Raw genomic sequence first — 13,418 nt, 5'->3', positions numbered from 1 at the left:
GCGTGGCCACATGGGTAAGTGCGCGGAATAGCCGTCCCCTCGGCCGTGTTTGTGCGGACGGCTCGTCGCCGACACCAGGAAGAGGGATCACGTCATGAGCAGCACCGTGGAGCTCACCAAGGAGAACTTCGACCAGACGGTCACGGACAACGAGTTCGTCCTGATCGACTTCTGGGCGTCCTGGTGCGGGCCGTGCCGTCAGTTCGCCCCGGTCTACGAGAAGGCCGCGCAGGAGAACCCCGACCTGGTGTTCGGCAAGGTGGACACCGAGGCCCAGCCGGAGCTCGCGCAGGCCTTCCAGATCCAGTCGATCCCGACGCTGATGATCGTCCGGGACCAGGTGGCCGTGTACGCGCAGCCGGGCGCGCTGCCGGAGGCCGCGCTGACGGACGTCATCGGACAGGCCCGCAACCTGGACATGGACGAGGTCCGCAAGGCGGTCGCCGAGCAGCAGGCCCGGCAGCAGGGCGGGCAGGACGGCCAGACCGGGCAGGGCGGCCGGTAGCGGCCGGACGGCTCAGCTCGATTCGCGGTGCACCGCCCTCGCGCCGAGCACGGTGTGCAGCTCGGGCGCGGCGCCGGGGTCGTGGACCGCTCGGTCGACCAGCGCGGCCAGGTCGCGGCCGGAGGGCAGTTCGAGGTGGACGGTGCTGAGCCGGGGCCTCAGCAGTCGGCCGAGCACGAGGTCGTCGGCGCCGATCACGGCCACGTCCCGGGGAATGTCCAGGCCCGCGTCCTGCAGGGCCCGCATCAGCAGCATCGCGTACTCGTCGTTGTACGCGAACACCGCGTCGAGACCGAGGGAGGGCCAACGGGCGGCCAGCCGGGCGGCGTCCCGCTCGTCGTAGGCGAGCGGGAGTCCGGTCACGGTGGCGCCGGTGCCCTCGACGGCGCGGCGCGCCCCGCGCAGGCGGGGTGCCGAGAAGACCTCGAGACCGTCTTCCGCGGGGACGACGACGCCGATCCGGCGGCGTCCGCGGTCGTGGAGGTGGCGTCCGGCGCAGTGGCCGACGGCCTCGTGGTCCATGAGCAGGGCGTGCGCGCCCTCGACGGCCTCGGGCGCGAGGGTGACGACGGCGCGGACGCCGGAGCGCCTGAGCAGTTCCACACCGCGCGGGCCGAGGCCCGAGCCGGGCACCAGGACGGCGACCGGGCGCAGTTCGGCCCAGGCGCGGGCCGCGTCGTCGTCGTACGGGCCCGCGGTGCCGTACTGCACGACGGTGTAGTCGAGGCGGCCGAGCGCCCGCTGGAGTCCGGCGAGGAACCGGCTGTAGAGCGGGCCGACGGGGAAGGCCGGGGCGGGCATCAGGACCATGCGGCTGTGTCCGGCGCGCAGGGAACGGGCCGCCGCGTGGGGGACGTAGCCGAGTTCCCGGGCGGCCTCGCGGACGCGGCGGCGGGTGGCTTCGCTGATCCGGACGGCACCGGTGTCGTTCAGGACGTAGGAGACGGTCGCGCGCGAGACGCCGGCCAGGCGGGCCACATCGGCACTCGTGGGGACGGAGTACGGTGCCGGGGACGCGGGGGCGGGCGTTTTCGGTATCTGCACCATGACGTACGGCATCTTGGCAGAGCGCCGGGTGCCGCCCGTGGGCGGGGGATCGTCGTGCGGACCGGACGACGTCGCGCCCGGCCGGACGCGGGAGTTCAGCCCGTCGGCCCGCTGCGGGTCACCCGTGCCACCAGGTCCAGCCAGCCCGCCTCCAGCCGTGCCAGGGGCACCCCGCACTGTTCGGTGAGGTGGTGGATCAGGGCCGCGTCGAGGTAGGCCATCAGCGTGTGGGAGAGCAGTTCGCTGTCCGCGTCCGGGGCGGCCTGGCGCAGCAGCAGGGCCACGTGGCCGCGCAGGAAGCGGCGCGGGGCGGCGGTGTAGCGGCGTTCCGCGCTCGGCTCGGCGGCCAGTTGCAGGGCCAGTTCGTCGCCGCTGCGGTGCAGCATCGCGCAGCCGAAGGCCCGCAGCCGCTCCACGGCCGGCGCACCGGGCCCCAGGGGCGGCGGTCCGCCGAGGAGGGCGGCCTGGAACTTCTTCTCGGAGTGGTCGAGCAGTGCCATCAGCAGGCCCGTGCGGTCACCGAAGCGCCGGAAGACCGTGCCCTTGCCCACCGAGGCCGCCGCGGCCACCGCCTCCATGGTGAGGCCCGCCGCGCCGTGCTCGGCCACCAGCCGCGCGGCGGCCTCCAGCAGCCGGGCCCGGTTGCGGGCGGCGTCGGCGCGCAGGCAGGGTCCGTCCTCGCCGGCTCTCGTACCGAGCTGGAGCAACTCGGGCGGACCGTCGGTCTCCTCGGGCTTGGGGAAGGGCGGCAGGACGGCGGACATGAAAACAGCGTAAAGCATCGGGAACAAAACTGGACCGCGGTCCGCTTAGGATGTTAGACATTAAACGGACCTCGGTCCGGATAGCTCCGGCGGTGTTTCGGGCACCGACCGTTCACGTCACACCAGCAGTGGGAGTACTCATGTCTGTCCGCATCCTCGCCCTCGTCGGCAGCCTTCGCGCCGGTTCGCACAACCGCCAGCTCGCCGAGGCGGCCGTCAGGTTCGCCCCCGAGGGCGCCGAGGTGGAGATCTTCGAGGGTCTGGCCGAGATCCCGTTCTACAACGAGGACGTCGACGTCGAGGGCGGCGTCCCGGCCTCCGCGGTCAAGCTGCGGGAGGCCGCCCAGGCCGCCGACGCCTTCCTGTTCTTCTCGCCCGAGTACAACGGCACCATTCCGGCCGTGCTGAAGAACGCCATCGACTGGCTGTCCCGCCCCTTCGGCGCCGGCGCCTTCAACGGCAAGCCCGTCGCCGTGGTCGGCACCGCCTTCGGCCAGTACGGCGGCGTGTGGGCCCAGGACGACACCCGCAAGGCCGTGGGCATCGCCGGCGGCAAGGTGATCGAGGACATCAAGCTGTCCATCCCGGGCTCCGTCACCCGCTTCGCGGAGACCCACCCGGCCGACGACGCCGAGGTCGCCGCGCAGCTGACCGAGGTCGTCGCCCGCCTGCACGGCCACGCGGACGGCGCCGCCGCCTGACCGGCCCCGCGACCGCTCACAGGACCGGAGCTCGCCGAGCTCCGGTCCTGTCGTGCGTCGGGCCACCGCGCCGACGCCTGGACGCGCGGTGGCCGAACGGGTCGTCCAGCGCGGCCGCCGGCCGAGGCGGGCGTCGGCCGGCGGCGGGCCGTACGGCGTGGCCTCCCCCACCGCCGGACCGCCCTTCCCCTCGAAAGCAGGCCGAAGCCCTCCGTCGCACCGGTCTCCCGGGTCCGTGGGGACAGCCGCGGATGCCGCTCCCGCAGCCGCGCGGCCGTCGTCGCCGGCAGCACCGGCACGGCCACCGGGGGGGACCCCGTGACCCGCAACGGCCCGGCGGGAGCCTCTTCCCCCGCGCGCAGACCGAGTCCCGCCCCGTCCCAGCGGACCCGGACGGCGTCGGCGTGCGCGAGCGGGCTCTCGGCGGACGGGGTGAGCCGTACGCCCCTGTCCCACGGCTCCGGCAGGACGACGTCCGGGTCGCGGACGGGCTGCCGGATCCGCCGGCCCGCGGCGGGCGGGGGGAAGCGCAGGGCGCGGGCCGCCGCGGTGGCCGTGCCGTGGTGGGCGACCGCCCTCAGGACGTGCGGCCTGCGCGGATCGATCGTGAAGATCACGCTTCACGGCGGGGCCCGCGGAGCCGGCCTGGACGCGAACGGCCCCGTGGCCGCACCCTGTCCGTGGCGCCGCGGTCGATCAGCACCCGCGCACCAGCCCTCCCCCGCGCACCACCGATGCCCGAAGGAGCCGCCCTGACCGGCACGACCGGCGCCCTCTGCCCGCACTGCGGGTGGCCGGACGGTGCCGAGCCCTTCCAGGTGGTGTCCACGCACACCACCGCGGCGGGCGGCACGGTGTGGACCCGGTGCGCCTGCGGTTCCCTGCAGGCCCGGGTCGTCGACGACCGCGGCATGCGCGTCGTCTCCCGCGGCGGGCCCTCGCCCGCGCCCTCGGGTCCGGCGGGCCGCTGACGGAGGTCCGCGGGCCGGCCGGCGAAGGCACAGGTGAGGACGCCCGTGCCGGTGCCGGTCACCGTTGACACACGCCGGACGGGGGCCGTAGAAATCAGCGCACAAGGCCCGCCGGGCGCACTGCCCGCGGGCGCCCGGTCCGGCGGCAGGAGACATGAGCGTGCAGCGGCTTCCCCTGACCGGGGTCACGGTGGTCAGCCTCGAACAGGCCGTGGCGGCTCCCTACGCCACCCGGCAGCTCGCCGACCTCGGCGCCCGGGTGATCAAGGTGGAACGGCCGGGCGACGGCGACTTCGCCCGCCGCTACGACACGACCGTGCACGGCCACTCCAGCTACTTCGTGTGGCTCAACCGGTCCAAGGAGTCGCTCACCCTCGACCTCAAGGACCCGAGGGGCCGCGAGATCCTGCACCTTCTCCTCGGCGACGCCGACGTCTTCGTGCAGAACCTCGCACCCGGCGCCGCCGGCCGCCTGGGCCTGGACGCCGCGGCCCTCGCGGAGCGCTTCCCGCGGCTGATCCCGTGCACCGTCTCCGGCTACGGCACCAGCGGCCCGTGGGCCGACCGCAAGGCCTACGACCTGCTGGTCCAGTGCCAGACCGGGCTCGTCTCGCTCACCGGGACCGCCGAGGAGACCGCGCGCGTCGGCATCTCCGTCGCCGACATCGCCGCCGGGATGTACGCGTACAGCGGCATCCTCACCGCCCTGTACACCCGCGCCACCACCGGCCGGGCGCACCCGGTGGAGGTCTCCCTGTTCGAGGCCCTGGCGGAGTGGATGGGCCAGCCCGCCTACTACACCGAGCACGGCGGCGGCCAGCCCCCGCGCCTGGGCACCCGGCACGCCACCATCGCGCCGTACGGCGCCTACCGGGCCGCCGACGGCAAGGAGGTGCTGTTCTCCGTGCAGAACGAGCGCGAGTGGGCCGCCCTGTGCGCCGGCTTCCTCGGGCGGCCCGAGCTGACGGACGACCCCCGGTTCGCCACCGGCTCCGACCGCGTCGCCCACCGGGAGGAACTGGACGCCGTCGTCGCCGCCCGGATCGCCCGCTCGGACAGCGACGCCGTCCTGAAGGACCTGCGGGACGTCGGCATCGCCTGCGCCGGGGTCAACGACATCGCCGCGTTCCTCGACCACCCGGTCCTGGCGGCCCGCGACCGCTGGCGCCGGGTGCCGGTGCCCGGCGGCGCCACGGTACGGGCACTGCTGCCGCCGGCCGACCTCGCGGGACTGCCCGCGCGCATGGACCCCGTGCCCGCGGTCGGCGAGCACACCGACGCGATCCTCGCGGAGCTCGGCCGCTCCCCCGCCGACATCGCGGCGCTGCGCGCGGACGCCGTGGTCTGAGGGACCGGCACGCCCACCGGGACCGTTTCGGGCAGGAAGGGACCAAAGGGGTGTTTCCAGGACATGTGGCAGGCAACTCGGCACGGCACGCGGGTGACGACCGCCCGCACGCCAGGGCCGGCGGCCGGCCGACTCCGACCTGACGGGAGCCCTCGGATGACCACTGCCCCCTCCCATCCGCACTCCGCCCGACCGGGCCCGCGCATCGGCGTGCTCGGCTCGTACGGGGGGTTCAACACCGGCGACGAGGCGATCCTGACCTGCGTACTGGCCTGTCTGCGCGCCCAGCGGCCCGACGCGCACCTCGTGGTGCTCAGCCGGGACCCCGAGCACACCCGCGGCCACCACCGGGACGCCGACGAGGTGGTGCCCTGGGAGGGCGTCAGCCGCAATCACGTCCTGGACGTGCTGCCCGGTCTGGACCTGCTGGTGCTCGGCGGCGGCGGCATCCTCTACAACGGCGAGGCCCGCCGCTACCTGCGGCTCGTGCGCGCCGCGCAGACCCGGGGCGTGCCCACCTTCGCCTACGCCGTGGGCGCGGGGCCGCTGACGGACGCCGAGGACCGGGAGGCGGTGCGCACCGTGCTGGGGGACATGGACGACGTCGTGGTGCGGGACGAGGAGTCCCGGCTGGTCCTGGAGGAGGTCGGCCTGGAGCGCGAGGTCACCGTCACCGCGGACCCGGCGCTGCTGCTGTGTCCGGAGCCGTTCACCGAGGCGATGATGCGCGAGGAGGGCATCCCCACGGGCGCCCGGCTGGTGGGGATGTCGGTGCGGGAACCGGGCCGGGCCGCCGAGAAGCTCGACGAGGGCGACTACCACGCGCTGCTCGCCGACGTGGCGGACTTCCTGGTGCGCCGGCTGGACGCGCGCGTGGTGTTCCTGCCGATGGAGCGGCACGACGTACGGCACGCGCACGCCGTGCTGTCCCACATGACCGCGCCGGACAAGGGCCGGATCCTGCACGGCGACTACAGCCCGGGGCAGATCCTCGGCTTCATGCGCCATCTGGACCTGGCCGTGGGCATGCGGCTGCACTTCGTGATCTTCGCGGCGCTCACCGGGGTGCCGGTGCTGCCGCTGCCCTACTCCGGCAAGGTCTTCGACTTCGCGCGCCGGCTCGGCGCACCGGCCCTGGTGGGGGTGGCGCGCGAGCAGGCGGGGCTGCTGCTGGCGGAGGTGGACCGGCTGTGGGACGAGTATCCGCAGCGCCGCGAGGACCTGCGGGACCGTGTGCGGGAGCTGTCCGCGGCGGCCCGGGAGACCTGTGTGCGCTGCGGCTCGCTGCTCGACGGGATCGACGCCCGCCCGGCGGCGGGGGCGGCGGGGGCCGGCCCGCGCGTGTCCGAACCGCGCCCGCTGCACGCCTGACCCGGGGGGGGAGCGATGCCGGTCCTGGAAGAGCCCCGCGAGCCCCGCACCGTCACCCTGCCCCCGCGGCCCGCACGGCACGGGGGCCGGTGCGACGTCCTGGTGGTGGGCGGCGGTCCCGCCGGGTTCGCCGCGGCGGTCGGCGCGGCCGACGCGGGGGCCGACGTGGTGCTGGTCGAGCGGTACGGGTTCCTCGGCGGGAACGCGACCGTGGCGCTGGTGATGCCGCTGATGTCGTTCCACAACGAGCACGAGCAGGCCGCGTTCACCGAGTCCGGGGACACCTCACGGCTGCTGCCCACCGACCACGGGGAGGGCGAGCCGGTGGTCGCCGGTGTGCTGTGGCAGCTGCTCGACCGGCTCATGGGACGCGGCGGCTGTCTCGCGCCGTCCCCGAAGACCGGGTACACGGTCCCCTTCGACCCGGAGCTGTTCAAGCTGGCCCTGCTGGAGATGATGGACGAGTCGGGGGTGCGGATGCTGTTCCACTCCTTCGCCTCCGGCGCGCTGCCGCTGGACGGCGGTTCCGGCTGGCGCGTGGTGTTCGAGACCAAGTCGGGGCCGGTGGTGATCGACGCCGGGGTGGTCGTGGACGCCACCGGGGACGGCGACGTCGCGACCGCCTGCGGGGCGCCGTACGAGATCGGCCGGCCCGAGGACGGGCTGGTGCAGCCGATGACGCTGATGTTCCGCGTCGCCGACTTCGCGCGGCCCGACTTCGCCGACTACGTGCGCGCGCACCCCGACCAGTGGCGCGGCGTGCACGGTCTGTGGGACCTGATCGAGGAGGCCAGGGCGGCGGGGGAACTGAGGCTGGCGCGCGAGGACATCCTGTTCTTCGCGACCCCGCACCCGCGCGAGGTCGCCGTCAACAGCACCCGCGTCAACCGGGTCCTGGGCACCAACGTGTGGGACCTCACCCGCGCCGAGTACACCGCGCGGCGCCAGCTCGCGCAGATCGACCGCTTCCTGCGCACCCGCGTGCCCGGGTTCGAGGAGTCGTACGTGGTGCAGAGCGGCACCCACATCGGCGTGCGGGAGAGCCGGCGCGTCCTCGGCGACTACCAGCTGACCGGTCACGACATCCTGGCGGCGCGCACCTTCCGGGACGTCGTCGCGCACGGCGCCTATCCGGTCGACATCCACAATCCGCGCGGCTCCGGAACCGTCCTGAAGCGGGTGCCGCGGGGCAGCTTCTACGACATCCCGCTGCGCTGCCTGGTCCCCCGGGACACCGAGCGGCTGCTGGTGGCCGGGCGCTGCATCTCCGGGACGCACGTGGCGCACTCGTCGTACCGGGTCATGCCCATCGCCATGGCGACCGGCCAGGCGGCCGGCGTGAGCGCGGCGCTGACCGTCCGGCACGGGCGCGGACCGCGCGGGCTGCCCTACCGGCTGGTGCAGCGGGAGCTGCTGCGGCAGGGGGCGCGGCTGCGGGTGCCGGGGGACGGCGGCTGAGGGCCGGACCGCCCGGGGCTCAGCTCGCCCAGTCCAGCAGGCGGTCCCGGTTCTCGGGGGCGCGGAGGTGGGTGAGGGAGGCCTTCTCCAGCTGGCGGACGCGCTCGCGGGTCAGGCCCACGTGCTCGGCGACCTCCTTCAGGGTGCGGGGCCGGCCGTCGTGCAGCCCGTAGCGCAGGCTGAGGATGAGGGCCTCGCGGGGGGCCAGGGTGCCGACGGCCTCCCGCAGTTCCTCCGCCAGGGCCCGGAACTCGGCGACCTCCGGGGCCCTGAGCACCTCGGTGTCGGGGATGAGGTCGCCGACGACGGTCTCCCCCGCCTCGTCCACCGGCGTGTCCAGGCTGACGGCGTCGCGTCCGACGCGGCGCAGCCAGACGACCTTCTCCGTGTCGACGCCGCTCTCGGCGGCCACCTCCTCCGCGGTCGGCTCGCGGTCGAGGCTGCCGCGGAGCTTGCGCTCCACCCTGGCGAGCTTCTGCAGCTGCTCCACGACGTGCACCGGCAGCCGCACGGTGCGCGCGTGGGTCGCCAGACCCCGTTCGATGGCCTGGCGGATCCACCAGGTGGCGTACGTGGAGAACTTGAAGCCCTTGGTGTGGTCGAACTTCTCGACCGCGCGGATCAGGCCGAGGTTGCCCTCCTGGATGACGTCCAGCAGGGGCAGGCCCCGGTGGGCGTGGCGCTTGGCCATCGACACGACGAGCCGCAGGTTGGCGCGGACCATGTGGTCCTTGGCCGCCTGGCCGTCGTGGACGGTCTCCTCGAGCGCGCGGCGCCGCCCGGGCTCCGGGGCGGGTTCGCCGGTGTCGGCCGCCGTCAGCTCCTCGGCGGCCCGGATCCCGGCCTGCATGCGCTGGGCGAGCCGTACCTCGTCCTCGGCGGTCAGCAGGGGGGTGGCGCCGATCTGGGCCAGGTACTGGCCGAGGAGATCGGGTTCCTCGTCGGGTTCGGGGATGCGGCTGCGCAGCCGCGCGGTGCGGGTGGGGGCACGGCGGTCCTCCCGGGTGTCTGCCGCGGGGGTTCGTGCCGGGGGGGTCATGTCGCTTCCTCCGTTCCCCGGTCAGTGGCCGGGGGCCGACGTGCTGATGTCCGCCAGGGCGGAGTGCGGGTCCTCGGTGGCGGCGAGGTCGCCGAGGCTGACCACGCCCACGGGGACGCCGCCGTGCTCGACGACGGGGAGCCGCCGGACGGCGTGGCGCCGCATCAGGCCGACCGCGTACTCGGTGGAGTCCCCCGGCACGACCGTCACGACGGGCGGGGGCGTGCACACCGAGCCGACCGTGGTGTCGTCGGGGTCACGGCCGGCGGCGACGCCGCGGACCACGATGTCGCGGTCGGTGAGCAGACCGAACAGGTCGCAGTCGTAGGTCACCAGGACGTCGCCGACGTTCTCCTCGCGCATCAGCCGCGCCGCCCGCGTCACCGTCGTCATGGGCTCGACGGCCACCGCGGCGGGTGACATCACGTCTCGGACACGCTGGGTCATGGTCGCGCCTCCCTGGGCGTCGGTACGGGCCCCGTGCGGGTCGCGTAGCCCGCGCGGGGGCCGGTAAACCGTCTTCCGGCGGCCGGCTCGGCCCGGGGCGGTCGGGGCCGGGCCGATGTCCGGCCGGTGCGTCCCGGCCGGGCCGACGCGGACGGCGGCCTCCGGTGCCGGCCGGACCCTGCCGGAGAGCGGGTGACCACCGCGGGTGGAACCGTCGGACGGGCCCGGCACTGCGCGCGGGACGGGTCCGGCGCCGACGACGTCCCCGGTCGGCGACGGCACCTCGCACTGCTCGCCGACGGGCCGCCCCGCGCCTGTCGTCGCCTCACGCACCGTCGGGTACCCGGCGCGGCAGGGGGCAACCGCCGCCGGGCGCCCCCTGCCACGCCGGGCCTCCTCCGGCGGGTGACACGGTCCGCCGCCGACGAGTGCGGGCGCGCGCGGCGTCACTCGCGCGGTGCCGCGGGAGCGTCCGGCGGGGTGCCGGCCGGACCGAGTGCGCTGCGGATCGCGGCGAGCCAGTCGTCGACGGGCCCGAAGGTGAGCAGCCCGCTGCCCGCGCCCGCGAGTTCACCGGCCGCGGGGAGCAGCCGGCGGTACGCCCGTCGCAGCGCCGTCCGGTCGCCGAGGGCGAGGGCGAGGGCGGCCTCGGCACAGCACAGGGCCTCGTGGAGGAGGTCGGGCGGCGGTTCGGGGAGGGCGCGCAGCGCCGACCGGGCCTCGGTCTCGCGGCCCTCGCGCAGCAGGGCGAACGGTTCGGCCCACGGGCGGTACGGGCCCCAGTCCTCCCGCCGGTCCACCTCGGCGGGCCGCCCGTGGGCCAGACGCAGGCCGAGCAGCGCCAGGGGCAGCAGTCCGCTCTCCAGGCCGGGCATCCCCGCGCCGTCGAGGCGTGCGGCGGCGGCCCGGTAGCCGGCCTCGGCCCGGTCGTACGGGCTGCCGGTGGCGGCCTGCCGCAGGGCCCGGTACCAGGTGGTGAACACCGCCACCAGGGGCCGTTCGTACCGTTCGGCCAGGCGGTCCACGGCGTCGGCGTGCTCGTCGGCTGCGGCGAAGTCGGCCAGGGCGGACCGCGCCTGGACGCGGACGAGGTGGCCGAGCACCTCGTGGCTGTCCAGCCCGTGCCGGCGGGCGAGAGCGACGAGTTCGGCGCCGATCGCGTCGCGGCGCGGGGCGAGCCCTGCGGTGGTGCAGGACTGCATGAAGGTGCCGTTGAGGGCGAACGCCAGCAGTCCGGGGTCGTCCAGGCGACGGGCGATCCGCTCGGCCTCGGCGGCGGCCTGGGGTCCGCGCGGGGAGCGGACGCCCCGGGACTCCAGGGCGACGGTGGCGAGCAGCCTGCAGCGGGCCGGGTCGGCCCCGGCGTCGTCCGGCAGGGCGGCGAGGGTGTGTTCGGCCGCCGTGACGATCCGCCGGGCCGCCTCGGGGTCGTCGCTGCGGGTCCAGACCGCGGGGACGTCGTAGGCGCCGATCACCCGGGCCGCGAGTTCCGCGTCGCCGGTCTCCTCGGCCGCGACGACCGCCGCCGCGCGGTGCTCCCGGGCCGCCTCCAGACCACCGCCGCCGGTGACCGCGAGGTCGCGCAGCAGGCCGACGGCCGACTCCAGGCGGGAGCGGGCCCCGGCGGCGACCACGCGGTCGTACGCCTCGGTCGTGCGGGACCACAGGCGGGCCGCCGCGTCCGCGGGTTCGGCGGGCGGATCGAGGGACGGGTCCTGGGTGAGGATGCCGGCCTCCAGCCGGCGCAGTCGGGGCCCCGGGTCGATGCCCAGTTCCCCGGCGAGCAGGGCGCGGGCCCGGCGCAGCACCGCGAGGGCGTCCGCCTGGCGGCCCGCCCGGTACAGGGCCAGGGCGAGCAGCCGCCAGGCCTCCTCGCGCCAGGGGTGCTCGGCCAGGTGTGCGTCCAGGTCGGGGACCGCCTCGGCGGCCCGGCCCAGGCCGACGAGCAGCTCCGCCCGCCGCTCGACCGCGTGGAGCCTGAGCTCGGTCAGCCGGGCGCGTTCGCCCCGGGCCCAGCCCTCGCCGCCGAACTCGGCGTAGGCGGGACCCCGCCACTCCCCCAGGGCCGCGTCGAGCCGGGCCGGCGCCCGGTCGGCCGGCAGCCGGCCGGCGAGGGCGACGGCCTCCTCGAAACGCCAGGCGTCCACCGCGTCCGGTGCCGGGCGCAGCGCGTAGCCGGGGCCCTCGGTGACCAGCAGCCGGGCCGGCGCGCGGCGTGGACGTTCGGGTTCCAGGACCCGGCGCAGATCGCCGACGAAGGTGCGCACCGTTCCCACGGCCCGGGCGGGCGGCACGTCCCACAGGTCCTCGACCAGGCGCGCGACGGGGACCACGCGCCGCCGGGACAGGAGCAGCCGGGCCAGCAGGGCCCGGTGCCGGGGCCCGCGCAGGTCGAGCGCGCCCGAGTCCCGTCCGGCCGTGACAGGGCCGAGCACCCCGAAGGTGACCGCTTCCATGTTCCGTCCGCCCTGCTCCGCGCCGTCGCGCCCGTGGTCCGTGATCTCCACGGTACGCGCGCTGATCGGTTGCTGATCCGCGCCCGGCAGCCTGAGAGGGCGTCCGGGTCCGGACGCGTCGAAGAACACCGAAAGGCACCGACCAGTCATGGCACCGACCATCCCCGGCTTCACCTACGACCGGGTCCCCGTCGCCGACGGCGTCGCGCTGAACGTCGCCGTCGGCGGCTCCGGCAGCCCGCTCGTGCTGCTGCACGGTTTCCCGCAGACCCACCTGATGTGGCGGCACGTCGCCGCCGACCTCGCCGCCGAGCACACGGTCATCTGCCCCGACCTGCGCGGTTACGGCGACAGCGACAAGCCCGCCGACGCGGACGGCACCGCGTACGCCAAGCGGACCATGGCGGCCGACGTCGTCGCCCTGGCCCGGGCGCTCGGGCACGACAGGTTCGCGCTGGCCGGACACGACCGGGGCGCCCTGGTCGCGGTCCGAGCCGGGCTCGACCACCCGGGGACGGTGACGCACCTGGCCGCGCTGGACGTGCTGCCGACCCTGGACATGTGGGACGTCCTGCGCGGGACGACGGCGGCCGTGGGCTTCCACCTGTATCTGATGGCGCAGCCGCCCGGTCTGCCGGAACAGCTCATCGGCGCCGCGCCGGACGCGTTCTTCGGCCACTTCCTCGACGTGTGGACCCGGGACCCGGGCGCCCTGCCCGCCGACGTCCGCGCCGCCTACCTGAAGGCGTCGCGCGAGGCGGTGCCGTCCATCGTGGCCGACTACCGGGCCTCGGCGGGCGTCGACGTCGACCACGACCGGGCCGACCGCGAGCGCGGCAACCGGCTGCGGATGCCGGTGACCGTGCTCCAGCAGGACTGGGGCACGGCCCTCGGCTACGACGCGACCGCGCTGTGGCGGGCCTGGGCCCCCGATCTGCGGCACGTCACGGTCGGCTGCGGCCACTTCATGGCGGAGGAGGCGCCCGGGGAGGTCGCCGGGGCCCTGCGGGACCTGCTGGCCCGCTAGCGGCACCGCGCGGGGCGGCCGGCACCGGCGATCGGCGTGCTCCCGGGGCGTCCTCCGTGACGCCGTTCAGCGGTGAGGACGGGCCGGTGAGGCACATGCCGCGTCCCCCGTCGTCGCGGTCGGTGCGGCGCGGGTGCCGTCCGTGCGGGCCGGCCCGGAGGGGGGCACCGCCCCCGACGAGCCGGGCGAGGGCCGCGTCGATCCCGTCCTCGGAGACGGGGAACGCGTAGGTGCCGCACCGGGATGTCGGTGCCGACGGTGGCGAGGTCCGGGGTGACGCCGTC

12 protein-coding genes are annotated in these 13,418 nt (G+C 75.8%); 7 read left to right on the top strand and 5 right to left on the bottom strand.

Annotated elements, in window-relative coordinates; all coding sequences use genetic code 11:
• Positions 1–94 precede the first annotated feature (94 nt).
• Entirely contained in the window at positions 95–505 is a 411-nt protein-coding gene (trxA, locus tag ACZ4V6_RS24615; protein WP_467831122.1) for a thioredoxin, read from the top strand.
• A 12-nt stretch (positions 506–517) separates the two neighbouring features.
• On the opposite strand, the gene ACZ4V6_RS24610 is transcribed toward trxA, so the two are convergent.
• Both ACZ4V6_RS24610 and ACZ4V6_RS24605 read right to left on the bottom strand, forming a co-directional pair.
• Complete coding sequence (locus tag ACZ4V6_RS24610; protein ID WP_467831119.1) at positions 518–1,552, bottom strand: LacI family DNA-binding transcriptional regulator; 1,035 nt, start codon at positions 1,550–1,552, stop codon at positions 518–520.
• Positions 1,553–1,647: 95 nt separating this feature from the next.
• Positions 1,648–2,316 (bottom strand): TetR/AcrR family transcriptional regulator, encoded by a 669-nt coding sequence (locus ACZ4V6_RS24605; protein WP_467831116.1) that lies wholly within the window; start codon positions 2,314–2,316, stop codon positions 1,648–1,650.
• 140 nt (positions 2,317–2,456) lie between these two features.
• On the opposite strand from ACZ4V6_RS24605, the gene ACZ4V6_RS24600 reads away from it, so the two are divergent.
• The 5 genes from ACZ4V6_RS24600 to ACZ4V6_RS24580 all read left to right on the top strand — a co-directional run bounded on the left by ACZ4V6_RS24600 (position 2,457) and on the right by ACZ4V6_RS24580 (position 8,165).
• Positions 2,457–3,017: an NADPH-dependent FMN reductase gene (locus ACZ4V6_RS24600; protein ID WP_467831113.1), complete on the top strand. Its 561-nt coding sequence runs from the start codon at positions 2,457–2,459 to the stop codon at positions 3,015–3,017.
• Between the two features lie 734 nt (positions 3,018–3,751).
• Positions 3,752–3,988, top strand: a complete 237-nt coding sequence (locus tag ACZ4V6_RS24595; protein WP_467831111.1) for a hypothetical protein — start codon at positions 3,752–3,754, stop codon at positions 3,986–3,988.
• 154 nt (positions 3,989–4,142) lie between these two features.
• On the top strand, positions 4,143–5,336 hold the full coding sequence (locus tag ACZ4V6_RS24590; protein ID WP_467831109.1) for a CaiB/BaiF CoA transferase family protein: 1,194 nt from the start codon (positions 4,143–4,145) through the stop codon (positions 5,334–5,336).
• Positions 5,337–5,492: 156 nt separating this feature from the next.
• Positions 5,493–6,707, top strand: coding sequence for a polysaccharide pyruvyl transferase family protein (locus tag ACZ4V6_RS24585; protein WP_467831107.1), 1,215 nt, complete (start codon positions 5,493–5,495; stop codon positions 6,705–6,707).
• A gap of 15 nt (positions 6,708–6,722) precedes the next feature.
• Entirely contained in the window at positions 6,723–8,165 is a 1,443-nt protein-coding gene (locus tag ACZ4V6_RS24580) for an FAD-dependent oxidoreductase (protein ID WP_467831106.1), read from the top strand.
• A 19-nt stretch (positions 8,166–8,184) separates the two neighbouring features.
• On the opposite strand, the gene ACZ4V6_RS24575 is transcribed toward ACZ4V6_RS24580, so the two are convergent.
• The 3 genes from ACZ4V6_RS24575 to ACZ4V6_RS24565 all read right to left on the bottom strand — a co-directional run bounded on the left by ACZ4V6_RS24575 (position 8,185) and on the right by ACZ4V6_RS24565 (position 12,107).
• Positions 8,185–9,204: a sigma-70 family RNA polymerase sigma factor gene (locus ACZ4V6_RS24575; RefSeq protein ID WP_467831103.1), complete on the bottom strand. Its 1,020-nt coding sequence runs from the start codon at positions 9,202–9,204 to the stop codon at positions 8,185–8,187.
• Positions 9,205–9,225: 21 nt separating this feature from the next.
• Positions 9,226–9,651 (bottom strand): CBS domain-containing protein, encoded by a 426-nt coding sequence (locus ACZ4V6_RS24570; protein WP_467831101.1) that lies wholly within the window; start codon positions 9,649–9,651, stop codon positions 9,226–9,228.
• A gap of 446 nt (positions 9,652–10,097) precedes the next feature.
• Positions 10,098–12,107, bottom strand: a complete 2,010-nt coding sequence (locus ACZ4V6_RS24565) for an AfsR/SARP family transcriptional regulator (RefSeq protein WP_467831584.1) — start codon at positions 12,105–12,107, stop codon at positions 10,098–10,100.
• Between the two features lie 148 nt (positions 12,108–12,255).
• On the opposite strand from ACZ4V6_RS24565, the gene ACZ4V6_RS24560 reads away from it, so the two are divergent.
• Entirely contained in the window at positions 12,256–13,134 is an 879-nt protein-coding gene (locus ACZ4V6_RS24560) for an alpha/beta fold hydrolase (protein WP_467831098.1), read from the top strand.
• Positions 13,135–13,418: the final 284 nt, after the last annotated feature.

The organism is Streptomyces sp. NPDC029152 (assembly GCF_055564355.1).
The sequence above is the reverse complement of the archived record's forward strand: the minus strand, read 5'-3'. Positions and strand labels throughout refer to the sequence as shown.